Source organism: Allobosea sp. 47.2.35, assembly GCF_024655635.1.
Taxonomy (GTDB): Bacteria; Pseudomonadota; Alphaproteobacteria; order Rhizobiales; family Beijerinckiaceae; genus Allobosea.
Genome location: NZ_JANLGI010000005.1, coordinates 221,665 through 245,391, shown reverse-complemented (window position 1 = coordinate 245,391; position 23,727 = coordinate 221,665). Strand labels below are relative to the sequence as shown.

General features: G+C 65.0%; 23 protein-coding genes and 1 pseudogene. 19 read left to right on the top strand and 5 right to left on the bottom strand.

The window, feature by feature from the left end; all coding sequences use genetic code 11:
• Positions 1-91 precede the first annotated feature (91 nt).
• The 3 genes from NUV79_RS09435 to NUV79_RS09425 form a co-directional block, all read right to left on the bottom strand.
• Complete coding sequence (locus NUV79_RS09435) at positions 92-385, bottom strand: hypothetical protein (protein WP_257732820.1); 294 nt, start codon at positions 383-385, stop codon at positions 92-94.
• 116 nt (positions 386-501) lie between these two features.
• Complete coding sequence (locus NUV79_RS09430) at positions 502-1,023, bottom strand: hypothetical protein (protein WP_257732819.1); 522 nt, start codon at positions 1,021-1,023, stop codon at positions 502-504.
• 552 nt (positions 1,024-1,575) lie between these two features.
• Positions 1,576-1,866 carry a hypothetical protein gene (locus NUV79_RS09425; protein ID WP_257732818.1) on the bottom strand — a complete coding sequence of 97 codons (291 nt, stop codon included), beginning with the start codon at positions 1,864-1,866 and terminating at the stop codon, positions 1,576-1,578.
• 107 nt (positions 1,867-1,973) lie between these two features.
• On the opposite strand from NUV79_RS09425, the gene NUV79_RS09420 reads away from it, so the two are divergent.
• Positions 1,974-2,186 carry a hypothetical protein gene (locus NUV79_RS09420; RefSeq protein ID WP_257732817.1) on the top strand — a complete coding sequence of 71 codons (213 nt, stop codon included), beginning with the start codon at positions 1,974-1,976 and terminating at the stop codon, positions 2,184-2,186.
• On the opposite strand, the gene NUV79_RS09415 is transcribed toward NUV79_RS09420, so the two are convergent.
• Complete coding sequence (locus tag NUV79_RS09415) at positions 2,176-2,637, bottom strand: hypothetical protein (protein ID WP_257732816.1); 462 nt, start codon at positions 2,635-2,637, stop codon at positions 2,176-2,178. The two genes, NUV79_RS09420 and NUV79_RS09415, sit on opposite strands and share 11 nt — an antisense overlap.
• 739 nt (positions 2,638-3,376) lie before the next feature.
• Between NUV79_RS09415 and NUV79_RS09410 the strand changes: the two genes are divergently transcribed.
• The 5 genes from NUV79_RS09410 to NUV79_RS09390 all read left to right on the top strand — a co-directional run bounded on the left by NUV79_RS09410 (position 3,377) and on the right by NUV79_RS09390 (position 8,090).
• Positions 3,377-5,026, top strand: a complete 1,650-nt coding sequence (locus NUV79_RS09410) for a replication initiation protein (RefSeq protein ID WP_257732815.1) — start codon at positions 3,377-3,379, stop codon at positions 5,024-5,026.
• Positions 5,026-5,802 (top strand): hypothetical protein, encoded by a 777-nt coding sequence (locus NUV79_RS09405; protein ID WP_257732814.1) that lies wholly within the window; start codon positions 5,026-5,028, stop codon positions 5,800-5,802. The genes NUV79_RS09410 and NUV79_RS09405 overlap by 1 nt, the downstream gene beginning before the upstream one ends.
• 194 nt (positions 5,803-5,996) lie before the next feature.
• Positions 5,997-6,962, top strand: a complete 966-nt coding sequence (locus tag NUV79_RS09400) for a hypothetical protein (RefSeq protein ID WP_257732813.1) — start codon at positions 5,997-5,999, stop codon at positions 6,960-6,962.
• A 16-nt stretch (positions 6,963-6,978) separates the two neighbouring features.
• Positions 6,979-7,812, top strand: coding sequence for a metallophosphoesterase (locus tag NUV79_RS09395; RefSeq protein ID WP_257732812.1), 834 nt, complete (start codon positions 6,979-6,981; stop codon positions 7,810-7,812).
• Positions 7,809-8,090: a hypothetical protein gene (locus tag NUV79_RS09390; protein WP_257732811.1), complete on the top strand. Its 282-nt coding sequence runs from the start codon at positions 7,809-7,811 to the stop codon at positions 8,088-8,090. The genes NUV79_RS09395 and NUV79_RS09390 overlap by 4 nt, the downstream gene beginning before the upstream one ends.
• Before the next feature lie 333 nt (positions 8,091-8,423).
• Here NUV79_RS09390 and NUV79_RS09385 read toward each other — a convergent pair.
• Positions 8,424-8,600 (bottom strand): annotated as a pseudogene (locus NUV79_RS09385) (transposase); the annotation flags it as partial.
• A gap of 335 nt (positions 8,601-8,935) precedes the next feature.
• Between NUV79_RS09385 and NUV79_RS09380 the strand changes: the two are divergent.
• The 13 genes from NUV79_RS09380 (at position 8,936) to NUV79_RS09320 (ending at position 23,598) form a co-directional block, all read left to right on the top strand.
• On the top strand, positions 8,936-10,435 hold the full coding sequence (locus tag NUV79_RS09380; protein ID WP_257732810.1) for a M81 family metallopeptidase: 1,500 nt from the start codon (positions 8,936-8,938) through the stop codon (positions 10,433-10,435).
• A 23-nt stretch (positions 10,436-10,458) separates the two neighbouring features.
• Positions 10,459-11,619, top strand: coding sequence for a M20 aminoacylase family protein (locus tag NUV79_RS09375; RefSeq protein WP_257732809.1), 1,161 nt, complete (start codon positions 10,459-10,461; stop codon positions 11,617-11,619).
• A gap of 149 nt (positions 11,620-11,768) precedes the next feature.
• On the top strand, positions 11,769-12,539 hold the full coding sequence (locus tag NUV79_RS09370) for a DeoR/GlpR family DNA-binding transcription regulator (RefSeq protein WP_257732808.1): 771 nt from the start codon (positions 11,769-11,771) through the stop codon (positions 12,537-12,539).
• Positions 12,540-12,652: 113 nt separating this feature from the next.
• Positions 12,653-13,642: a phosphate/phosphite/phosphonate ABC transporter substrate-binding protein gene (gene phnD, locus NUV79_RS09365; protein WP_257732807.1), complete on the top strand. Its 990-nt coding sequence runs from the start codon at positions 12,653-12,655 to the stop codon at positions 13,640-13,642.
• 38 nt (positions 13,643-13,680) lie between these two features.
• Positions 13,681-14,496, top strand: a complete 816-nt coding sequence (phnC, locus tag NUV79_RS09360; RefSeq protein WP_257732826.1) for a phosphonate ABC transporter ATP-binding protein — start codon at positions 13,681-13,683, stop codon at positions 14,494-14,496.
• Complete coding sequence (phnE, locus tag NUV79_RS09355) at positions 14,493-15,299, top strand: phosphonate ABC transporter, permease protein PhnE (protein WP_257732806.1); 807 nt, start codon at positions 14,493-14,495, stop codon at positions 15,297-15,299. The genes phnC and phnE (NUV79_RS09355) overlap by 4 nt, the downstream gene beginning before the upstream one ends.
• The gene (gene phnE, locus NUV79_RS09350; RefSeq protein ID WP_257732805.1) at positions 15,296-16,126 is read left to right on the top strand and encodes a phosphonate ABC transporter, permease protein PhnE; all 831 of its coding nucleotides are present in this window, start codon (positions 15,296-15,298) and stop codon (positions 16,124-16,126) included. Before phnE (NUV79_RS09355) ends, phnE (NUV79_RS09350) begins: the two co-directional genes overlap by 4 nt.
• Positions 16,104-17,003: a TIGR01459 family HAD-type hydrolase gene (locus tag NUV79_RS09345; protein WP_257732804.1), complete on the top strand. Its 900-nt coding sequence runs from the start codon at positions 16,104-16,106 to the stop codon at positions 17,001-17,003. Before phnE (NUV79_RS09350) ends, NUV79_RS09345 begins: the two co-directional genes overlap by 23 nt.
• A 92-nt stretch (positions 17,004-17,095) precedes the next feature.
• Positions 17,096-18,136: a LacI family DNA-binding transcriptional regulator gene (locus NUV79_RS09340; protein ID WP_257732803.1), complete on the top strand. Its 1,041-nt coding sequence runs from the start codon at positions 17,096-17,098 to the stop codon at positions 18,134-18,136.
• Between the two features lie 258 nt (positions 18,137-18,394).
• Positions 18,395-20,230, top strand: coding sequence for an ABC transporter permease (locus tag NUV79_RS09335; RefSeq protein ID WP_257732802.1), 1,836 nt, complete (start codon positions 18,395-18,397; stop codon positions 20,228-20,230).
• Positions 20,231-20,277: 47 nt separating this feature from the next.
• A complete protein-coding gene (locus NUV79_RS09330; RefSeq protein ID WP_257732801.1) occupies positions 20,278-21,507 on the top strand; it encodes an ABC transporter substrate-binding protein in 1,230 nt (409 codons plus the stop codon).
• A gap of 30 nt (positions 21,508-21,537) precedes the next feature.
• Positions 21,538-22,671 (top strand): ABC transporter ATP-binding protein, encoded by a 1,134-nt coding sequence (locus NUV79_RS09325; protein WP_257732800.1) that lies wholly within the window; start codon positions 21,538-21,540, stop codon positions 22,669-22,671.
• A gap of 42 nt (positions 22,672-22,713) precedes the next feature.
• Positions 22,714-23,598: an inositol monophosphatase family protein gene (locus NUV79_RS09320; RefSeq protein ID WP_257732799.1), complete on the top strand. Its 885-nt coding sequence runs from the start codon at positions 22,714-22,716 to the stop codon at positions 23,596-23,598.
• The last annotated feature ends 129 nt before the right edge of the window (positions 23,599-23,727 follow it).

The following is a 23,727-nucleotide window of genomic DNA, read 5'->3' as shown; positions in this document are numbered from 1 at the left end:
AACCTTCAAAGCGATAACCGCCCCCAACGGGGCCAACATTGCAGGCGATCTCACAAGGAAGGCCGGGCTTGGGTACCCGGCCCCTCGTTGATCAGGCGGCTTCCGCTACGGCCTCGGCCTCTTCAGCCTGGAGCTGCGCCAGGGCGGCCAGAACGCCCTCACGAACCTGCTTCCATTCACGGCGGGTCATGACGACCTGGAGGGCGTCCCCATCGACTTCGTAGAAGCCGTTGCCGACCGCCTCGCGGATCAGGCCGAAGTCGCTTCCCCACGAGGCGTAGGTGCCGGGTCCGAAGTGCTCTTCGTTGCTGATGAGCCCTTCGATGAGGTGCTTGGCGTAGTCGTAGGCGACGCCGTCGAGTTCGTAGATGTGTCCGTAAGGCATGGTGCCGTTCCCTTCTGATGATGATGCTGCTTCGGTTTGGAGGTTGGCCCTCCTCGAAGCCGCCTGCCTGAGGCGGCTCGGAGGAAGGCCGGGCTGGGTGCCCGGCCCCTCGATGATCAGGCGGCCTGCCGGATGGCCCTGAGGTCCTCGTTGAGTTCGTCTTCTGACTGCCTCCAGGCGGTGCGTTCGGCCTGCTCGGTCAGCGACTGCCACAGGTCCTTCGCGAGGCCTTGGTCGAGGTGTTCCTCGACGATCGAGGACGCGACGGTGAGCTCGATTTCGGAACGCTCGTCGTTGGACCAAGCCTCGATTTCCTCGACAGTGGACCCATCGATGGCGGCGTCGAAAACGCTCTGCTCGGAAAGGTCGGTGCCGAAGTCGAGGCGGACATCGCCGATGTAGGCGGTGACCCCGCGCGAGGCCGGGCCGTTGAAGGCGTTCCACCAGGTGCCCTCGCCGATCTTGGCTCGGATGGCCTTCTCGATGGCCTCGACAGCCGCCTTGCCATCGATCGCCTCGATCTCGGTGAGGCTCAGGTTAGAAAAATTCTTCATCTTCGTAGTCCTCTCATCTGCCCGGGTCCGCCGGGATCGACGTTGCTCGCCGCCGATGAGATAAGGATGTGCGAACGCATCCATCGGCGCAATAGCCGACGAGATATTATTTTGATTCTACTTCTTGGGTTTCCGTCAAATAAGTTGACGATCTTCGATGTTTGCAAGTGTTATTGATTTTAACTTGTAAACAACTTTGCGAAGGCGCGGCACGAAATTAGACCTTGGTCTAGATCCGATTGCCGCCGGTGATCGTTCCGGGCGGCCGAAAGGGCGGGATTGGGGTCCCGCCCGCCGTTGGTCGTCTTCAGGCCGCGAGGGCCGCTGGTCGGACGTTCGACGAGTGTCGCGGGCCGGTCCATCCCGGCATGATCAGGACCTTCGGCGGGTGCTGAAGGAACCATGACCGTTTGGCGATCGATCTGATGGCCACGGCCGGAGTCGAGTACCCTCGTGGTGCGAACCGCCATCACTCGGTGAGAAGGCCTGATGGCCCACGGATGAGACGGATCGGCACGATATGCGTCATGGACGAGGCGGCGGCCTCACTCAGTGAATCTCGATGCCAACGATTCAGTTGTTCGGAATCGGGATTCTTTTCGCAGGAGTAATGGGCGCGACCGATTCCGATGACCGTCACCGGCGAACGACAGGCTCGAGCCTCCGCTTGAGACGTGTGGCGACAGGCCCCTTCTCGAAACCGGCAGCCAGCAACCTGGACTTCGCCCCTGAAACGATGGCCCGCAGCCATTCCGGAGGTGTGGAAGCTCGCTCGGAAGCCTCGTCGATGGCACCGAGAAGGGACTGCACGAGCGCCCTGTCGACGTCGTCGATCTCGGGCGTGCCGTCGGCAGCCAGCCGAGCGCGATACCGGCGCATGTAAGCCCGATGCGTCTCGCTGCCGGTCGTGTTCGGACGTCCCCCCATCGCTGTCTCCCCTCACTCAGTGACCTCACTCGGTGAGATCGTCAGCCACCGGCGGGAATGCAGCAAGCGCCGGTGACGATCCGGTTGTTCCGGGATACGGTTCGCCGATGGAAGACGGGCCCTATAACCGGATCGAGATCGCCGAGTCGTGGGCCAAGCGCGAGATCACGGCCGCGACGGCCATCCGACTGGGCGGGTTCGGCAGCGTGTACGACCTGTACGTGCTCACTTGGCAGCAAGGGATTCGGAGGATGGCGGGGCCGCTGACCCGCGATGAGGAGATCGCCCGGGATCGGTTCTTCGGCAGCCTCAGGAAATGATCTCGTCGCCCGGGTCCGGCGCGACGTCGGGTGCGCGGTCGAGGATCGCGAGGGCTGATTTCGACGTCGCCGCCTTCAGGACATCGGGTGTCAGCAACTTGGGTCGGATCGCACCGGCACGGGCTTTCGCGCGCACGGTTCCCGCGACGCCGGGGCGACCGGCGAAGGCAATGCCAACGAGCTTCTCGATGGCATCTGCGCCGGGTGCGCCGGATGCCAGGATGATGAGCGCGGCGTCGGCGAGGGCATCACGGATGGTCTTCGTCCGAGCCTCGACACGGCCGTCCTCGGCAGCGGCTTTGGCTTTCGCCCGAGTGCGACGCTGGAGTTCCGCCATGTAGGCCTTCCGCTCCTCGGTCGGCAGCTCTCTGATCGTCGGCGGTTTGGCGCGCTGACGCGCCTCCAAGGCCTCGTACAGCCGGTTGATCCGTTCCTTCTCGACGTCTGTCATCGACCTTAGCCTCCTTGACTACGACGAGCCTGCGGCTTCGGCGGAAATGAGTCAATGCATGACGCGTCATATAACGCTATATGTATGACGCGTCATGCATCACTTCATGAATCGCGCCATGCCGGTCATCACCGTGTCGAGAGACGGCTTCCCCGGCGCCTCTCGACACGGGCCGAAGGCCGGTCCGGTGGGGGCAGGTAGTTTCTCTCCCGCCAGTCGCTATGCTCGGACCGTAGGGCCGGGTGAGGCAGAGGGGAAAGAACCGCGAAGCGGCACGGTTAGATCTTCATCATCCCAACCCACCCAGCCGAGGTGGTTCCGACAGGCCAACTGCCCAGTCAACCACCCCTCCCAGCCCCCCTCGGGCGGGATGCCAGGAACCCCCAGAAAATGACGATTCCAACAGGACGAAGTCCTTGTATCTAGAATCGTCAAAATCGCGGCTTCCGAAAACGCTCGAAAACGCTGCCGCCATCAGGTCTAGTCAACATTGTTTTCGTTGCATCTTTTGCAAGCTCGGCCCCCTCAAAATCGTCTTCGTTGCATTATTTGCAGGGACGTGACGAAAACATCTGCAAAAAGCGCAACGAAGACGATTGAGCAGGGCTCACATTTCAAATCCGCCGACGGAATCGGAAAGCAATTTCAATTACATATATGTCTTCGTTGCATGGATTTGCGCTACCCAACGAAGACCCCGCATCATCTTAGTTGCATAGAAACACGGGATGCAACGAAGATGGGTCTGCTGAGGACAAGACTGAGAGCGACGTCGCCGAGCGACCGGACCGAGGATGGCCTGTTCCGGCCCGCTCCCCGAGGCGATCTGTCGAAGGCCCTGGCTTCCCGTGAGGACTTCCGGGCGATCGCTCCCGAGTCCCCGCGCCCCGTCGAGATGCTCGAGCACGTGACCGTCAAGGGCGACGACCGGTTGAGCGCCGACGACATCGCGCTGCACGAGTTGCTCGTCGACCACGCCTACCGTTCGACGGACCGCCGCATGGACCGCCTCGAGCATTCGATCCCGACCGCCCAGGTGCTGACCTTTCTCGGCGGCACGATCCGCCGGGCCGGTATCAAGGCGTCGCTGGCTCGGCTGCGCGGGACGACGGTTTCCATCGGGTCCGCCACCGGCCGCCTGTTCGAGGACGTCCAGTTGCTCGTTCCGTGGACAGAGAGAGACGGCGACGTCGACGAGGTCCACTACATTATCCCGAAACCCATCGCCCAGCTCATGGCCTCGCAGCGCCGGTACGCCTACATCGAGTTGGAGCCGATGTCTCGGATGCGCAGCCGGTATGGCATCCGTCTGTATCGCCACCTAGCCGCGGCACTCCGCGAATGCGTGTATGACGCGTCATCCAACAATCTTCACGAGGTCCTCGTGCCGGTTGAACAGATGGCTGACTGGCTTGGGTTCCGCCCTCCGGAAGGCAAAGCCCTTCACGTCGGCCAACTCAAACTTCGGGCTGTCGATCCGGCGATCGAGGACCTGTTCTCGGTCCGTCACTTCCAGCTCCACGAGGCTCAGCCTCAGCTCGGGACGACGCGTGGCAACCCAATCGTCGCTTGGCGTTTCGTGCTCCGATTGATGCCGAAGTCCCGGCACGAGGTCCGCCCGCTGGGCATCGATCCGAAACACCTTCGGCATGTCGGGGGCGTGGATGATCCGGCCTATCGCGTCGATCAGGTGCTCTGGCTGCGAGCGGCGAAAGTCGCCCTCGACAACGGCGTCAGCGCGATGATGAGCGATCTATTCGACGCTTGGCTGATCGCCCTGAACGAAGCCCTGACGATGGCCCGCGACGACACCGCGATGCCGGTGAGCGACGGGCATTACACCCAACGGCTGCGCGGCGAGCGCCTGCTCATCGAGATTGAGGATCGCGGCACTCAGGCAGCGGCGTGGGCCTTCGCGATGGAGGAGATCGAGTCTCCTGATCTGATCGCGATGGGCCGAAAGCAGGGGGCGGCTCTCGCACGCGATGCCAGGAAGGCACGGTTCCAACGTTACAAGGCCACGGCCAAGGGCAAGGCCGCCGTCGACGCCAAGGCCTCCGAACGCAAGGCAGCGAAAGCCGAGAACAAGTCGAGGGTTCGCAAGGCCGCTGCCGAGGCCGCCCGGGAAGCTGAGGTCGACGCGACGACCGCCAATCTGATCGTGCTTCATCTCACCGGCGACGCTGCCAATGCGGAATCTTTTGCTGCCGAGATGTTCGCCGCCGACTGGACCGGCTCTCGGGAAATCAAATTTACCGTGCGCTGGGACGACGATGAATCAATCGACGGGTTCGAGGTCTTCTCACCCGACCGAGGCCTGCTGATTTCGCAGGATGATGTCCGGCGGCTGGCTGCCGACAGCCGCGTCGTCAGGGTGGAGGTACGGTGATGAAGCAAGTGATCCTGAAGTTCCCGAAGACAATTCCCCTCGGTTCCGAGGATGCCGCGCGCGACACGGCTGCCTTCATGACTTGGCAGTGGAGCGGTGCCGATGAGATGCCTTCGGCGTTCGAACTCGGCCCATTTAAGGCTGATTGTGTATGGTCGCTCGCGCCGGTGCGATACACACCCGAAGACGCCGACGCATTGCTCAAGACCCTGCGCGTTGCCGAGCGCATCGTCCTCGTCGACCACGCCGCCGTCGCCGCAGAGAAGTCGGCCAAACGCCGGACGGCTGAGCGGATGCCCGATGTCCGGCCCGCCTCGCGAGAGCAGGTCCCGCCGTCGCTTCGGTTCCTGCTGTGCGACGAGGCGCGCGCGGAGGCTAACCGGTTCTATCGCGAGACCGAGCTGCTCAGCCCCATCGGCCTGATCGCAACCGCCGACCATCTCAACGACAGATACCCTTACATGGCCCGTCTCGACGACGTTCTCGGCGGCGGAATCCGGAAGTGCCTTCGGACCGGCGCTGAGGTGCAGCCTCCTCCAGGTGGCCCCTATCCCTGGAATTGGTGCGGCATCTCCGTCGCGAACGGAAACCCGCAGGGCTCCGCTCGGCAGGTCGAGAGTGCCATGTCGACGATGTCGACGTTCCGCCTTCGAAACGGAGAGCGGCGCAGACCGGCAGAGCACGACGACCCCGATCGTATGGAGATTTCGGATACGAAATTCTTCGGGACCGCCGATGCCCACGGCGATCCCGATGAAACCGAGGATGTCGCCTGAGCCCGCCCTTAACCAATCGATCGCGACCGGCTTGCCGGTGGAATCGCCACCGGCTACACCGCCAGTCGCTCCCCGATCCACGGGGCCTGAGGACCGTCATGTTCAACCAGCAGCTCATATCGCCACGTCCGATCCCATGAGCCGCCGGGCACCTCGTGTCCGGCATCGACCGGACGCGCACATGAGGTGCCGACATGACCACCAACGACAACTCCCCCACTACGAATCCGCCTGACTTCGCCGCCGCTGACCGCCTTCGCCCCATCGAAGAGCTGGCGAACAGCGGTAACCTCGAGACCGTCGCGACCTACATCGTCGACGCGACGCGCCGCATCAACGCCCGCGTCGCCGACACGGTCCAGGTGCTGCTCGACTCCATCAAATTCGATCTCAGGATGGATCGTTGGCTCGAAGTCCATCACACGCGCCGCACCGTCGATCCGATGCTACCGTCCGACGAGCTACGCGATGTCGTCATCCTGCTCTGCGCCATGGGTCGCATGGGCGGTGCCGAGGGAGAGGTCGCCCAGCGCTACGCCGCCCTCGCGGTCGACCATGCTCGGTGGCTGGCGGCCTCGGCGTGGCAGGCCTCAACCCTCGACGAGAAGGCCGTCGTTCGCCGCATCGAGCAGCGCGCTCGTATCGCCCGCATCTTCGCCACCGGCTGGGCCGCGCTCGCGGGCGGGATGAAGTCCGACTACGAGGCCGCGCCGACGACGACGTACGCGATGGCGCTGGGTGCCGAAATCGAAGCCGCGCTCGCCCCCCGCGCCGTGCTTCCGGAAGCGGAGTCCAGGCAGGAAGAAGCCATCCTCGACGACGGTTGGCGCCGCCGCATCGACGCGCTCTACGGCAGCGGGAAGCTCGGCGTCGGCTATGTCGCGGCCGGTCGCGGCTGGCATGTCCTCGTCGAGGATGCCCTCGAGCAGATTGATGCCAGCCTGCTGCCGGACGAGCGCGAGGCGTTTCGCGTCAGCGATGTCAAAGAAAAATACGGCACGCTGCGCATCTACACCGACAACGCGCCGGATCTGGTCGACCCGATCATCGAAGTCGCCGAGAGGCGCTCGGCCCTGACGTGTGATCGCTGCGGCGACTACGGCCGCGTGGGCGGCAATGGTTGGCTGGCCTGCCGCTGCGGTCGGCACGAGCAGCGCTGAGGGAGGGGAGGACATCATGAAAATCTGGATTCTCTCCGACCTGCACCTGGAACTCCAGGAGCCGATCCCGCTGCCGGTTCCGCACGATGCCGACGTCTGCGTATTGGCCGGGGACATCGACCGGCCTATCGATGCGGCCATCCGCTGGGCTGCGTTTCATGTCGCGAGCGAGATTCCCGTCGTCTACGTGCCGGGCAACCACGAATTTTATCGCGATTCATACCTCGGCGGTCTCGTGCGCGGATGCGCGTTTGCGGAGAAACATCCCAACGTTCACATGCTGCACGACGCATCGGTTGTCATCGAAGGCGTCCGCTTCGTCGGCGGCACGCTCTGGACAGACTACGCTCTCAATGCCGAGCGCGTGACCGGCGCGGGTAGGGATCGCGACATCGCGTATGCCATGCGCAATGCGAGCGGGCTGCTGAATGATCACCGGGTCATCGATCGGACGGACGATCCCCCGATCACCGGCCGCTCGCGGGACAACAACTGGATGCCCGCCGACGCCCGGCAGGCACATTTCGCCACGCGCCGCTTCCTCGAGGCTACGCTTTCGGAGGAGTTTGACGGCCCGACCGTCGTCGTGACGCACCACGCGCCTCATCCGTGGAGCGTGCACCCTCGCTACTACATCCCGCAGCCGAATCCGCTGAATCCGGCTTTCGTGTCTGATCTTTCTGACATGATCCTGGAGCATCAGCCCGACCTCTGGGTCCATGGACACGTCCACGATTCCTTCGATTACGTGGTCGAGGGATCACACACCCGCGTCATCTGCAACCCCCGCGGCTACGGCTCCGAGAATCCTGCTTTCGAGCCGGACCTCGTGATCGAGGTGTCGACATGAGCGTGGTCGACGACCGCATGGATCGACTGCGGAGGCAGATGCTCGAGGCCCGGATGCGTCTGTCGCGCGATCGCATGGATCGTCGGCTGCGCGAGTATCAGCGCAGCGCGGCGGCTCGGGCGGAGGAGGAAGAGTGCGGGCCGGGCGAGGCGCAGCCTATCGGTGAGCTGTCTGCCCGGCTCATGGAGTCGCTTGCTCAGATCGCCCGGGGCGACGTCGAGACGATGAGTGTCGACGAGTTCCGCAAGGCGTTGCGTCGCCGCACGCTGGATTCGTAGAAAGCCAGGGGCAGGGCGGCTCGGCCATCATCGCCGAGGGCAGGGGGTATCCTCCGCCCTCGGCGAATTGATTCTCGGTGTATAGTCAGGGTGATCAGGTGCCAATTTTCGACTTGCCAAAGTCTGAAATTGTTATACACCAACATGTACTCAGGTAACGCGCTCGATAATCCAATCTCGCTGGCAAGCAACGTGAAAATCTCTATTTGGCGTTTAGTCCCCTAGGGAGCGCCACGCTGCTCTAAGCGTTGATCCTGGCCGAAAAATCCGCAAATTCAGTTCGTTGAAAGCGGCCCTCGTACAACGGGGTCGTACAAGCGCGATGGCGTTGATGAGGGCCTTCAGCCGCCGCGCGTCCGACACGTCCATCCCGCCATGCTTCGCCTTGCACTTGTAGAAGGTCGTCGAAGAGATGCCGTGCTTGCGGCAGACACCCGCCATCGCTGCTCCAGCTTCCTGCTCCTTCAGTATCCCGATGACCTGCCCTTCTGTGAACCGTGAGGGGCGCATCGTGCGTCTCCGTGCGATCTGAGGCCTTGAAACTGAATCGCTTTGGATTGGAGTTTTCCGCGTGGGCAGCGCGTATGTCCCGCGGGCCAATTCGAAATCATCGAGCCCGGCCCGGCCAGGAGAAAATCCGCGCGTGATGACGACGGCTGCATGGGCGCGCAACTCGGTATCCGGCTGAGCACCTCCGTGATCCGCTCATCGCCACTGCCGGCATGGCAACCTGCGTCGATCGGGATGACGCGGCCTCGCCATTTTCGATGGCCGGGCCGGCGCTTTTGCGTGTTGGAGAGGGCCGTCGCCTGTGATTACCTCGGCGCCAACCTTGGGGAGGACGGATGTCGCGTCGCGTCGCATTCGGCGGATTTCTGCACGAAACCAACACCTTCGCGCCCAGCATGGCCGGAATGGAGGCCTTCCTGCAAGGCGGTGGCTGGCCGCCCCTGGCCCGGGGCGAGGCGATCTTCGCGGCCGTGAAGAACGTCAACGTTGGTGCCGCCGGCTTCGTCGACGGCGCCAGCGGGCAGGATTGGGAGATCGTGCCGACGCTCTGGTGCGCGGCGAGCCCCTCCGCCCATGTCACGGCCGAGGCCTTCGAAGCCATCGCGGGCGAACTGGTTGAGCGCATCGCCGCGGCACTGCCACTCGACGGCGTCTATCTCGACCTGCACGGTGCCATGGTCACTGAGAACCATGACGATGGCGAAGGCGAATTGCTGCGGCGGGTGCGCGCCGCGATCGGACCGGACGTCCCGCTCGTCGTCAGCCTCGACCTGCACGGCAATGTCACGCCGCTGATGATGGCGATGGCCGATGCGCTCGTGGCCTACCGCACCTATCCGCATGTCGATATGGCCCTGACCGGCAGCCGCTCGGCCGAGGTGCTGGCCCGATTGATCGGGACGGAGGCCCGCCCGGCCAAGGCCTTCCGCCAGGTGCCCTATCTCATTCCCATCGCCTGGCAGGCGACGGCGATGGAGCCCTGCCGCACCATCTATGCCGAGCTTGCCGGGCTGGAAGGCCCGGCCGTGCCGACGCTCTCCTTCCTGCCCGGCTTCCCCGCTGCGGATTTTCCCGATTGCGGCGCGACCGTGCTCGCCTATGGCTCGACGCAGGCCCATGCCGACCGCGCGGCCGATGCGGTCCTGGCTCGCGTGATGGCGAGCGAGGCCGCCTTCAAGGGGCGTGTCTTCTCGCCCGAGGATGGCGTCGCGGAGGCGATGCGGTTGGCGCAGATCGCGACCAAGCCAGTCGTCATCTCCGACACGCAGGACAATCCCGGCGCCGGCGGCGATTCCGACACGATGGGCATGGCGCATGCCCTGGTGCGCGGCGGCGCCGCGCGTGCCGCGATCGGCGTCATCGTCGATCCGGCTGCTGCTGCGGCGGCGCATGCTGCGGGGGAGGGCGCCACCATTGCGCTGTCGCTCGGCGCCAAGTCCGGGATACCCGGCGACGGGCCGCTGATCGGTGAATTCCTGGTCGAGAAGCTGTCGGACGGCCGCTTCATCGCGCCGGGCCCGTTCTATGGCGGTTCGCGGATGAATCTGGGGCCGAGCGCCTGCCTGCGCATCGGCGATGTCAGGATCGTCGTCGGCTCGCGCAAGGCGCAGATGGCCGATCAGGCGATGTACCGGCAGGTCGGGATCGAGCCGACCGAGCAGGCCATCCTCGTCAACAAGAGCTCGGTGCATTTCCGCGCCGATTTCGAACCGATCGCGGAGACGATCCTCGTCTGCGCCGCGCCGGGGCCGATGCCGGTCGATCCCGCGGCCTTGCCGTGGCGCAGGTTGCGCCCCGGCCTGCGGACCTCGCCCCTCGGCCAGCCCTTCGCCTGAACCATTCGCCACCTGGAGCCGCCATGCCCGCCCTGCCGCAAATCCTGTCCTTCACGGACGAGCTCGTCGCCATCCGCCGCGATCTCCATGCCCATCCCGAGATCGGCTTCGAGGAGGTGAGAACCTCCAATATCGTCGCCGAGAAGCTCGCCGCCTGGGGCATCGAGGTCCATCGCGGGATCGGCAAGACAGGCGTGATCGGCATCCTCCACGGCACCGGCGGGCCGGGCCGCCGCATCGGCTTGCGCGCCGACATGGACGCGCTGCCGATCCAGGAGATCACCAACCTGCCATGGCGCTCCACCGTCGCCGGCAAGATGCACGCCTGCGGCCATGACGGGCACACCACCATGCTGCTCGGCGCCGCCCGCTATCTCGCCGAGAACCGCGGCTTCAAGGGCACGGCCGTGTTCGTTTTCCAGCCGGCCGAGGAGGGGCTCGGGGGCGCGCGCAGCATGATCGCCGAGAAGCTGTTCGAGCGCTTCCCTTGCGACGAGATCTACGGCCTGCACAATTCGCCCGACCTCGACCCCGGCCAGATCTCGATCTTTCCCGGCCCTGCCATGGCAGGCGCCGATTTCTTCGACATCAAGATCACCGGCCGCGGCAGCCACGGCGCCATGCCGCATATGGGGCGTGACCCCATCGTGGTGGCGATGAGCCTCGCCAATGCGCTGCAGACCATCGTCAGCCGCAACGCCGATCCGCGCGAGGCCGCGGTGCTTTCGATCACGCAGATCCATGCCGGCTCGGCCTATAACGTGATCCCGGAGGAGGCGGTGCTCGCCGGCACGATCCGCACCTTCTCGCCCGCGATCGGCGCGCTGGTGCGCGAGCGCATGCGTGAGATCGCGGCCGGCACGGCGGCGAGCTTCGGCGTCACCATCGATGTCGACATCCGCAACATCTTCGACGTGCTGGTCAACCACGAGACGCAGACGCAGGCCGTCGTCGAGGTCGCCGCCGAGATCGTCGGGACCGAGGGCGTGCTGACCGAGGTCAAGCCATTGATGGGCAGCGAGGATTTCGCCGACATGCTGCGCGCCGTGCCCGGCGCCTATGCCTGGGTCGGCCATGCCGGCACGGTGCCGGTGCACAACCCGGCCTATGTCCTCGATGACGGCATCCTGCCTGTCGGCGCGAGCCTGCTGGCCCGGCTCGTCGAAACCCGCGCCGCCGCCTGAGGGCTGACGCATCGATCCCGACGCAGCTACCGGCGCGCTCGAGCGAGGGATGTCCGCGAACGAGCGCATGGTGGCTTGGGCCATGTGCCTTTCGCTGTTCTATTGAGCGGCAGGAAACGCGCTCCTATCGCATTGCGGGTGGATTTCATATGCCGGCACCCGGGAACCTCACGACCCGCCAGAAGCAGATCCTCGCCGTGGTGCAGGAGGTCGGATTCACGACGATCGAGACGCTTGCCGCCCGCTTCGACGTGTCGGCCCAGACCGTTCGGCGTGAGATCATCCGGCTGCAGGAGCAGAATTACCTGCAGCGCTTCCATGGCGGCGCCGGCCTGGCCTCCGGCGGCATCCGCTCGGCCTATGCCCAGAAGCTCACCGTCTCCCCGCAAGGCAAGCAGCGCATCGGGGAGGCGCTGGCCGGTATCATCCCGGCCGGTGCCTCGGTGTTCCTCGACGTCGGCACCACCGTGGAGGCGGCAGCCCGTGCCTTGCTGGGCAAGCCCGGCCTGCGAGTCGTCACGGCCAGCGTCTCGGTCGCGCAGATCTTCTGCCAGGGCGGCGTCTTCGATGTCGTGGTCACGGGCGGCGTGACGCGCGGTGCCAACGGCTCCCTCGTCGGCCAGCAGGCGATCGCGACCATCGCCGGCTTCCGCTTCGATTATACCATCCTCGGCATCGGCGGCTTCGACGATGATGGTGCGCCGATGGATTTCGATCTCGAGAAGATCGCGGTTCGTCAGGCGGCGATGGCGCGCTCCCGCCAGACCGTCGTTCTGGCCGACCACAGCAAGTTCAACCAGGTCGGCACCGCACGAATTACCGATCCCGGCAAGGTCGCTCTCGTCGTCGTCGATGCCGAACCGACCGAGCGGCTGCGCAAGGCCTGGCTCGATTGCGGCTGCCGCTGGCGGGTCGCGTAGGCAAACTCCCATCTTATTAGCCGGCCACTCTTGTCACCCTGATCACTTTTGATCAGGATGGAAGAAATCTTACACGAGCGCCGATCAAGAGCGCCGCTTCCAGGGAGGTTACCATGCTGCGCGCCAAGATCGCGTCCCTATGCCTGATTGCGCTCGGATTCGGCCTAGCCAGCCCGGCGCAGGCACAGAATTGCCCGAGTCGCGGGACGCTCGACGCCCGCTATTGCGACGCCGATGGCGACCTGCTTGCCGACATCCCGAGCGACAAGGCGCGGCAGAAGGATCCGGACACGCTGATCTTCTCCTATACGCCGGTCGAGGATCCGTCGGTCTACGAGAATGTCTTCGCCGATTTCCTGGCGCATCTCACCAAGGTCACCGGCAAGAAGATCAAATGGTTCGGCGCCGAATCCTATGCGGCGCAGGTCGAGGCGTTGCGTTCGGGCCGCCTCCATATCGCCGGCGTCGCCAGCGGGCCGACGCCCTTCGCTGTCAACCTCGCCGGCTTCCGGCCGATCGTGGCAATGGAGAAGCACGACAATTCGATCGGCTACACGCTGCAACTGATCGTGCCCAAGGGCAGCCCGATCCAGTCGATCGCCGATCTCAAGGGCAAGCGCGTCGCCCATGTCGCGCCCTCCTCGAACTCCGGCGACACCGCGCCGCGCATCCTGTTCAAGGAAAAGGGCATCGTGCCCGGCAAGGACTACGAGGTTCTCTATTCCGGCAAGCACGACAATTCGATCATGGGCGTGGTCAACAAGGACTATGACGCGGCGCCCGTCGCCTCCAGCGTGGTCGAGCGCATGGCCGATCGCGGCATGTTCAAGCGCGACGACATCCGCATCGTCTATGAATCGAGCCCGTTCCCGCGCACGGCCTTCGGCCTCGCCCATGACTTGAACCCTGAGCTCCAGGCCAAGATCAAGCAGGCTTTCCTCTCCTTCGACTTCCTCAAGTCCGGGCTCGCCAAGGAGTTCAAGGACACCAAGGGCTTCAAGGAGCTGACTTACAAAGCGGCCTGGTCGGACATCATCGTCATCCAGCGCGACAGCGGCATCACCTATACCCAGGACGGCCTGGCCAAGCTGAAGGGCGATTGATGTCGGCTGTTTCGGGGACTTCGGCCGGCGGCGCTCCGCTGCTGGCCGTCGCGGGGCTGGCCAAGGTCTATCCGACCGGCAAGAAGGCTTTGGGCGGCGTCGATGTCGTCATCGATCGGCCGCAGCTGGTCGCGGTGATCGGCTCGTCCGGCGCCGGCAAGAGCACCTTCATCCGCTGCATCAACCGGCTGGTCGAGCCGACAGCCGGCAGCGTCAGGCTCAACGGCGAGGATATCGTCGCGCTCGACCGCAAGGGCCTCCGCGCGGCCAGGCGCCGGATCGGCATGATCTTCCAGGAGTACAACCTGGTCGAGCGGCTGAGCGTGATGCAGAACGTGCTCTCGGGGCGGCTCGGCTATACCGGGCTCTTCGCCTCGCTGCGTTATCGCTTCCCGCCCGAGGATATCCAGGCCGCCTTCGCGCTGCTCGACCGTGTCGGGCTCGACGGCTATCACAACCAGCGGGCGGACGCGCTCTCGGGCGGCCAACGCCAGCGCGTCGGCATCGCGCGCGCCCTGATGCAACGGCCGGACCTGCTGCTGCTCGACGAGCCGACGGCGAGCCTCGATCCCAAGACCTCGCGCCAGATCATGCGGCTCGTGCGCGAGCTCGTGGCCGAACGCCAGACCCCGGCCATCATCAATATCCACGACGTCGCGCTCGCCCGCGCCCATGCCGACCGCATCATCGGCATGAAGGACGGGCTGATCGTCTTCGACGCCGAGGCTTCGGCCTTGACCGATGCGGCGCTGACGCGGATCTATGGCGAGGAGGATTGGTCGACCCCGCAGGACGAGGATGACGAGGCGCCCACTCCCGTAGCAGTGACGGCTCCCGTCGGCGCGCTGTCATGACGTCGGCGACGGCCTCCTATCCCAACCACTGGCGCGCGCCGAGCATCTTCGGCGGTCCCGGTCGGCGGCTCGCCTTCTGGGCCCTGGTCTGCGCCTATCTGGTCTGGTCGCTCTCGACGCTCAATGTCGATACGGCCCGCATCCTCGCCGGCCTGCCGCGCGCCTGGACCATCCTCTCGCGGATGATGCCGCCGGATTTCGGCCGCTGGGAGCTCCTGCTCACCGGCATGGTCGAGAGCGTGCAGATCGCCATCGCCGCGACGATCATCGGCGCGGTGCTGTCTATCCCGATCGGCATCGCCGCGGCCGCCAATCTCTCGCCGCGTCCGCTCTATTTGCTGGCGCGCGCTTTCATCGTCACCGGCCGGACCTTCCACGAGGTCATCATCGCGATCTTCTTCGTGAAGCTGTTCGGCTTCGGCCCGGTCGCCGGCTTGCTGACGCTCGCCTTCTCCTCGGCGATCTTCCTCGGCAAGATGCTGGCCGAGGATATCGAGAACATGAAGCCCGGCCCGGTCGAGGCCATCCGCGCCACCGGCGCGAGCTTCGGCCAGACCTTCTTCTACGCGGTCGTGCCGCAGGTCCTGGTCAAGACGCTGGGCGTGCTGATCTACCGGCTCGATTCCAATCTCCGGCACTCGACCGTGATCGGCATCGTTGGGGCCGGCGGCATCGGCCAGACGCTTTCGGCCTCGTTCTCGCGCTATGATTTCGACTTCGCCAGCGCGATCCTGCTGACGATCGCCGCGATGGTCGCCTTCGGCGAGTGGTTCAGCGACTGGGCCCGGCGGAGGCTGAGATGACGGCGCATCAGCCAATGCAGGACCGTGCGCCGATGCGCCGCTATCCCGACCAATGGGAACGCTATTCGCTGCGCGAGCGCATCGTGCAGTGGCTCTGGCTTGGCGGCATCGCGATCGCCGCCGCCTGGTCGGTCTCGGCGCTCGATATCGAATGGGCCTTCTTCGCCGATGCGCATGAGCAGGCGGCCGATCTGATCTCGCGGATGTGGCCGCCGCGCTGGTCCTATCTGCCGCGCATCGTCCAGCCGCTGATCGAGACGCTGCATATCGCGACGCTCGGTACGATGATCGCCATCATCTTCGCGCTGCCGGTCGCGTTCCTGGCCGCCCGCAACACCACCTATAACCAGGCGACCTGGCTGATCGGCCGGGCCATGCTGGTCTTGTCGCGCTCGATCAACACGGTGATCTGGGGCCTCGTCTTCGTCGCGATCTTCGGGCCGGGTCCGGTCGCCGGCATCTGCGCGGTCGCGGCACGCTCGGTCGGCTTCATCGCCAAGCTCGTCGCCGAGGCGATCGAGGAGGTCGATGCCGGCCAGATCGAGGCGGTGGAATCGACGGGAGCCAGTACCTTGCAGGTCTATGGCGTCGCCATCCTCCCGCAGATTCTGCCCGTGCTGATCGGCACCTCGATCTATCGCTGGGACATCAATGTGCGGGAGTCGAGCGTGCTCGGCTTCGTTGGTGCCGGCGGCATCGGGCTCCTGCTCTACGCCTCGATCAACCAGTTCGCCTGGTCGCAGGCGATCGTGATCCTGATCGCCATCCTCGGCATCGTCATCATCAGCGAGGCGCTTTCGGCCTATGTCCGCTCCCGCATTGTCTGAGCCACGGCAGGCGCTCTTTCCGGCGGGCGTGGCAGAGCTGGCCGGGCGCTATGACGGCTTCCTGCTCGATCAATGGGGCGTGCTTCACGACGGCGCCATCGCCCATGAGGGCGCGGTGGCCTGTCTCGAAGCGCTGCGCGCCGCTGGCAAGCCGGTCGTCATCCTCTCGAATTCGGGGCGCGATGGCAGCGAGAACGATGCGATCCTCGCCAGCATGGGCTTCCGCCGCGATCTCTATGATGTCGTGGTCTCGGCCGGCGACGATGCGCGCGAAGCGCTGCTGAAGCGCGACGAGCCTGCCTATCGTGATCTCGGCCTGCGCTGCTTGCCGCTGACGCGGCCGGGCGAACAGCATCTCGCTGGCGGGATCGGTCTCACGCTGGTCGAAACCCCCGAGGAGGCGGATTTCCTGTTCACGCTGAGCATGGATGCGGAGCGGCAGTCGGTTGCAAGCTGGCGGCCGGTGCTCGAACGGGCATTGAGGCGGGAGCTGCCGATGATCTGCGGCAACCCGGACCGTCACCGCGTTCATCCGGGCGGGCGCCTGCTGGAGGCGCCGGGCGCGGTCGCGCTCGCCTACGAGGCGATGGGCGGGACCGTGCATTATCACGGCAAGCCGGAGCCGCGCATCTACCGGACCTGCCTGGCGCGGTTGGGCTTGCCTCCCGGCCGTCTGCTGGCCATCGGGGATTCGCTCGAACATGATGTCGCCGGAGCGGCGCGCGCCGGGGTCGACAGCCTGTTCATTGCCAACGGCATCCACCGCGACGAACTGAACTGGAGCGAAGGCAGCCAGGCATTTCGGCGCAGCTGCGAGGCCCTGTTCGCCCGCAATCCGGACATGCCACGCTACTGCCTGCCGAGATTTGCCTGGTAGTCCAGCTACAGGCGGTGACGGGCCGTCGCCAATTGACAATTCGGCGCTCGCGATCCCAAAGGGTGACTTACGATCGCTCCGTGGATGCCCCGATGAAAAGGAAGCCGCCAGGTGCCGGTGGCCGCAGGGAATCGCCCCAGACCTTTGTCACCGCTCAGGAGGTGGCCGATCTGGCGGGGGTGTCGCGTGCGGCTGTCTCGCGCAGCTTTACTCAGGGCGCCAGCGTCTCGAACGAGACACGCCAGCGTGTGATCCGCGCCGCGGAGGCGCTCGGATACAGGGTCAACCGGCTGGCGCAGACGCTGAGCGGCGGCAGTTCCAACATGGTCGGCATCGTGGTTGCCAATATGGGCAGCCCTCACATGGCCAACCAGTTGGACCAGCTCAGTGGCGCCCTGCTGCGGCGCGGCCTGCAGAGCCTGTTGCTCAACGCTTCCGCCATCCCCGGCGATATCTCGCAGCTCCTTGAACTCATCCTGGAGTTCCGTGTTCGCGCCGTCGTGGTCATGTCGGGGACGCCGCCTGAAGCGATCATCGAAGAGTGTATGAGCAACAATGTCCGGATGGTACTGGTCGATCGCAGCCATCATGACGATCTCGACAATGTCGCGAGCGACGACGCTCAGGGGGCGCGGCTCGCAGCGGAGCGATTGATCGCGGCGGGCTGCGCCCAGGTGGCCGTCGTCAGCGCGCGCAACACGTCGAGCCAGTTCCGCCGTCGGACGGAGTTCATCGCCCATATGCAGAAGGCCGGGATCAAGACGATTCCCTGGGCCATGGACGAGCCCAGCTACGATGCCGGCAAGCGCGCGGGGTTCGAGCTGCTTGGGAATGGCGGCATCGACGGCGTGTTCTGCGTGACCGACCTGCTGGCCATCGGCATGCTCGATGCAGCGCGGGCGCTTTCAAAGCGCGTTCCCGAAGAGTTCAGCGTGATCGGCTTCGACGACATTCCGCAGGCCGATTGGCACGCCTATCGACTGACGACGATCCGACGCAAGCGGAACGCCGTGACCGATGCCATTATCGAGGCCATCGAGCGCGACGATGCCGGCGGCGCGCCGCTGCATTGTTTCGTACCGGTAGAGCTGGTCGAGCGCAGCACCGTCAGGGCCGCGCAAGATCCGGGCTGATTGCCTATCCTTGCGGGCAAACGCGCCCACTTTTTTGCAACCGCGTACATCTGCAAATGCGCGTGTGCTGCTGATTTTCTCGTGGACTGTTGGGAGGTTGAAGAAAATGCGGCATTTTTTGCCTCTTTTTGGAAGATTGAGGGACCTCTGTGGGTTGTTTCCACGCTGTGATTGACAGTGATTGCAACCGCGTACATTGTTTCCCGGCTGACGGCCGGGGGAACAATCGGTCGCGGTTACACAGGGGACGGGGGGAGCATGCTCGATCGCCAAGTGATGGCGCAGGGCGGCGCAGGCCGGACGATGGCGGCGGCAACTGCTCTGCGCTTCTGGCTTTCCCGGGTTTCCGTGGAGAGATGGCTGGGCTTTGCGCTGACGCTGGCGTTGGCTGCCCTGATCGTCGTGCCGCTTGTCGAGCTGATCCGGGAGACGCTGGTCGTCCAGCCCTATGACCGGACCTATCTGCGCGGCGCGAAGGTCGGCGACTTCACGTTCTTCCACTATGAGCGCGTGTTCAACAGCCCGTTGTCCATGGCGCTGTTCTTCAAGCCGTTCCTGAACTCGCTGATCACGGCGTTCGCGGCGACGGTCGTCTGCCTGGCGCTTGGCGGCACGATGGCGTGGCTGGTGGTGCGGACCGATATCCCGTTCCGCGGTGTGCTGCACAGCCTCGTGATGATCCCCTACATGCTTCCGTCCTGGGTGATGGCGCTGGGCTGGCTGATCTTCTTCAAGAACGAGCGTATCGGCGGCTCGCCGGGCGTGTTCGCCTATCTGACGGGCGTCCAGCCGCCGGACTGGTTGTCCTATGGCGCCGTCCCGATCGTGATCTGCCTGTCGCTGCACTATTACGTCTATGCCTATCTCACGGTTTCGACGTCGATCGCCAATGTCGACAGCCAGCTGGAGGAAGCCGGCGCCATGGCCGGCCTGTCCCGGCGCAAGCAGCTGATGATGATCACGATGCCGCTGCTTCTGCCTGCGATCGGTTCGGCCGTGGTCATGACCTTCATTCGCGTCGTGGGGTCGTTCGGCACGCCGGCGGTTCTCGGGATGCCGGTGCGCTTCTATGTCCTGCCTACGCAGATCTACGCCGCGATCGGGATGCGCAATATCGGCGACGGCTTTCTGCTCGCCCTTGTCCTCGTGCTGCTCGCCGGCCTGTTCATCTATATCAACCAGCGGCTGATCGGCGTCCGCAAGAGCTTCGTCACCCTGACGGGCAAGGGCTTCCGAACCCGCACCACGCCGCTCGGCGCGTGGCGGTGGCCGGCCCTGATCCTGATCGGGCTTCTGCTCCTGGCTGCGGTCGTCTTCCCGCTCGGCCTGCTCGTGCTGCAGTCGCTGATCAAGCAGGCCGGCAATTACGACCTGACGAACCTCACGCTCTATTACTGGATCGGCGGCAATTCCGAGGGCATGGCGATCAACCAGCCGTCGCTCGTCGACAACGCCGACATCCTCGCATCGACCTGGAACAGCCTGCGATTGTCGTTCATGACGGCGCTCGGCGCCGGGTTCTTCGGCGCCCTGATCAGCTATGTCGTGGTCCGCACACGCGGAACATTCGGCTCGCGGGCGCTCGAGACGATCGCCTTCATGCCCTACATCTTCCCGGCCATGGCCTTCGGCGCGATCTATATCGGCCTGTTCGCCCGGCCGATCGGCCCGCTGCCGGCGCTGTACGGCACCTTCGCCCTGCTTGTGCTGATCTGCACGGTGAAGATGCTGCCGATCATCACGCGCACCAGCATCTCGACCCTGCTCCAGCTTGACCGGTCGCTGGAGGAGGCGGCGCAGGTGCAGGGCATCGGCTGGAGCAAGCGAATGATGCACATCGTCATCCCGATCATGGCCAGCGGGCTGTTCTCCGGCATGCTGCTCGCCTTCGTCAGCGTCATGCGCGAGCTCTCGCTGATCATCCTTCTGGTCACGCCGTCGACCAACGTGCTTGCCGGCGCGATCTACAACTACCAGATCGGCGGCCTCGATCAGCTGGTCGGCGTCGCCTCCACCTTGCTCGTGGTGCTCGTCATCGCGATCAACTTCATCGCCCGCGCGATCGCGCGCAGGGCTAGGATCGACGTGATCTGAGCCCGCGCCAAACCAGATACTCAACGCCGAAAAAGGGGAGAACCGGCATGCGTTTGAAAGCAAAGCACCTGACATTGCTGCTGGGGATCGGCCTGGCATCCGCCGCGGCCACCGGGGCCTGGGCGCAGAACTCGCCGAAATTCGAGGCTTGGCTGAAGGCGGCCAAGCTCGGCGTCCATCAGGGCGAGGACAACTGGGACGAGATCATCGCGGCTGCGAAGAAGGAGGGCGCGCTGACGGTCTATTCGTCGGCGACGACGATGACGGCCGCCGGCGAGGACTTCGCCAAGGCCTATCCCGAGATCAAGGTGCAGGTGTTCCCGCTCGGCTCCGAGAAAACCATCGAAAAGGTGCTCAGCGAGCATCAGGCCGGCATTCATGCCGTCGACGTCGTCTATTCAGGCGGCACGCAGCAGATGGTCTACGAGCTGTTGCCGGACCGGAACATCGTCAACTACGTTCCGGGCTATCTGAAGGACCGGATCGACGAAAAGCATCGCGAGCCTTTGCTCACGCAGAACATCGAGGCCTTCGCGATCACCTATAACGGCGCTGCCAACACGGAGCCGCCGATCAAGAACATCTGGGAGCTCACCGAGCCCAAATGGAAGCGGCGCTTCATCATGAAGGCGCCGGTCGGGTCGGCCACGACGGCGACGGCCCTGGCCGCCTTCATCGAGCGCTCCGACGAGCTGAGCAAGGCCTACGAGGCCTATGCCGGCAAGAAGCTCGAGCTTTCCAAGGGCGTCGAGAATGCCGGATACGAGTTCCTGCATCGCATCCTCGCCAACGACGTCGTGATCCAGGCGAACAGCGGCAAGCTTGCCGAGGCCTCGGGCAAGGCTGGCCAGAAGAACCCGCCGATCACGCTGGCGCCGATGGCCTATCTGCCGCGCAACGAGACGGACGGCTACGTCAATGTCGCCGCCTATGACCTCGTGCCGTCGGGCATCGTCACCTACCCGAACTTCATCGCCATCGGCGGGCAGGCCCCGCACCCGAACGCGGCCAAGCTGTTCATCGCCTTCATGATGGGATCGAAGGATCTCAACAAGGATTCGAAGCTGACGCCGCCGTTCCGCACCGGCGAGACGGGCAAGCTGCTGCAAGGCATGGCGCCCTTCTTCCGGATCGGCTCGTTCTCGCCGCGCAAGGACATGCCGATGCCGCCGAACGGCGAGCGCTGGCCGGCTGCGGCCAAGTGGCAGGCTTCGCCGGAATTCGTGCGCGACAACATCGCCAAGCTGAACGATTTCTGGCTCTCGCGCGCGAACTGAGATGGGCCCGGCTCATTCTGGGAGGTCTCGATGACCGAGATTCAACTGAGGTCCGTCACCAAGACCTACGGAAAGCACCTGGCCATCCCGGGTCTCGACCTCGATGTCGCGAAAGGCAGCTTCGTGACATTGCTGGGGCCCTCGGGCTGCGGCAAGACCACGACCCTGCGCATCATCGCCGGGCTGGAGCAGGCTTCGACCGGCTCGCTTTCGCTGGGCGGGCGGCGGGTCTATTCCAGCGCCGAGGGCGTCTTCATCTCGCCTGAGAAGCGCGGACTCGGTTTCATCTTCCAGAGCTACGCCCTGTGGCCGCACATGAAGGTCGCCCGCAACATCACGCTCGCGCTGACCGAGGCCCGCATGCCGGCGGCCGAGGTGCGAAACAGGCTCGAGGACGCCCTCGACAAGGTGCAGCTGAGGGGACTGGAAGATCGCTACCCCTCCGAGCTTTCGGGCGGGCAGCAGCAACGTGTCGCGGTCGCAAGGCTGATCGCGGCACGCAATGCGATCCTCCTGATGGACGAGCCGCTGTCGAACCTCGATGCCAAGCTGCGCACCGAGATGCGCAAGGAGCTGAAGCGGCTGCACGCCCATCTCGGCGCCACGACGATCTATGTCACCCATGATCAGGTCGAGGCCCTGACCATGTCGGACGTGATCGTCGTGATGAAGGACGGCGTGATCGCGCAGCAGGGCACGCCGCACGAGCTATATCACGAGCCGGCCAACCTCTTCGTCGCCGAGTTCATCGGCGACCCGAAGATCAACATCCTCGCCGGCCACATCGCCGATGATGCGCAGGGTCGCCGGGCTGTGTTCGCAGGTTTCAGCGTGCCGCTCGGCGAAGGCCATGACATCGAAGGCCCGGTGACATTCGCGATCCGGCCCGAGCATGTCGAGGTTCACGCGAAGGCCGTTCCCGGCTCGGTCCCGGCCGCCGTGGATATCGTGCAGCCGACGGGGGCGCAGACGATCGTCTCGCTGACCGTCATGGGGCACCCCATCACCGCCCTGATCCCGAAATTCGCGCGGGATTTCGGACAGGGTGAGGTCCATGTCGCCTTCAATCCCGAGCACATCCTGGTCTTCGACCGGGAGCAGCGCTTGTGCCGCAGGTCCGGGCCGGCAGCGCCGCGGGACCTCAGGCATGCGGCCGGGGGCTAATCAACCGATGGGCAGCGGTGGCTCAAGAGCGGGACAATTCCGATGAAATTCTCCAGCGGCGACGCCCTTTCCGTCGTCGAGATCATGCGCGAAGTCGCACGGACCGAGATCTTGCCCAGCTGGCGCAACCTGTCGCCCGGCGCCATCCGGTTCAAGACCTCGATCCATGACATCGTGACGGATGCCGACGAGGCGGCCGAAACCGCGATCACGGCCATGCTGCGCGCGCGCTTTCCCGGCGCGGCGGTGATCGGTGAGGAGGCCACCGCCGCCAATCCGGCGCTGCTCGACCGTCTGGCGGAGGCCGAGCTGGCGTTCATCGTCGATCCGATCGACGGAACCAAGAATTTCTCGGCCGGGCTGCCGCTCTTCGGCGTCATCATCGGGGTTGCCCACCGGGGCGAGGTGATCGCCGGGTTCATTCTCGATCCGATCGGCAACGACGTCGCCATCGGCTTGCGGGGGGAGGGCGCCTGGATCGAGACGGCCGACGGCCGGCGAAACGATCTCCGCGTGGCGCAGGCAGCGCCCTTGCACGACATGGTCGGCTGCGTCGCCTGGAACCAGCTGGCCGAGCCGGTCAAGACCACCCTGCTGACCAATCTCGCCAAGGTACGGGCGGCGCCGAGCTATCGCTGCGGCGCGCACGAATACCGGATGATCGCGGGCGGGCATTATCATTTCCTGCTGCAGGGCAAGATCATGCCATGGGACCATGCCGCAGGCTGGCTGATCCATCGCGAGGCCGGCGGATTCGCGGCGCGTTTCGATGGCTCGCCTTACAATGCGACGACGCATAGCGGCGGCATCCTCTGCGCGCCGGACGAGGATAGCTGGCGATTGCTGCGCGATACCCTGTTCGATGTCCCCTCCGAGGGCCCGGTCAGGGCCGCGGGGATCGGGCGGCTCGCCAGTCTGCGGTGCTGACGGGCTAGTCCCCGCGCTACTCTTTCCGGCCTCCATTCGCCAGATGCGATGGCTCTCGCCAGCGGTGCGCGGAGCCGTATGTACTCCTATTCTCTGCAATGTTTTTTGCAGGGATACGTCTCGGTACAA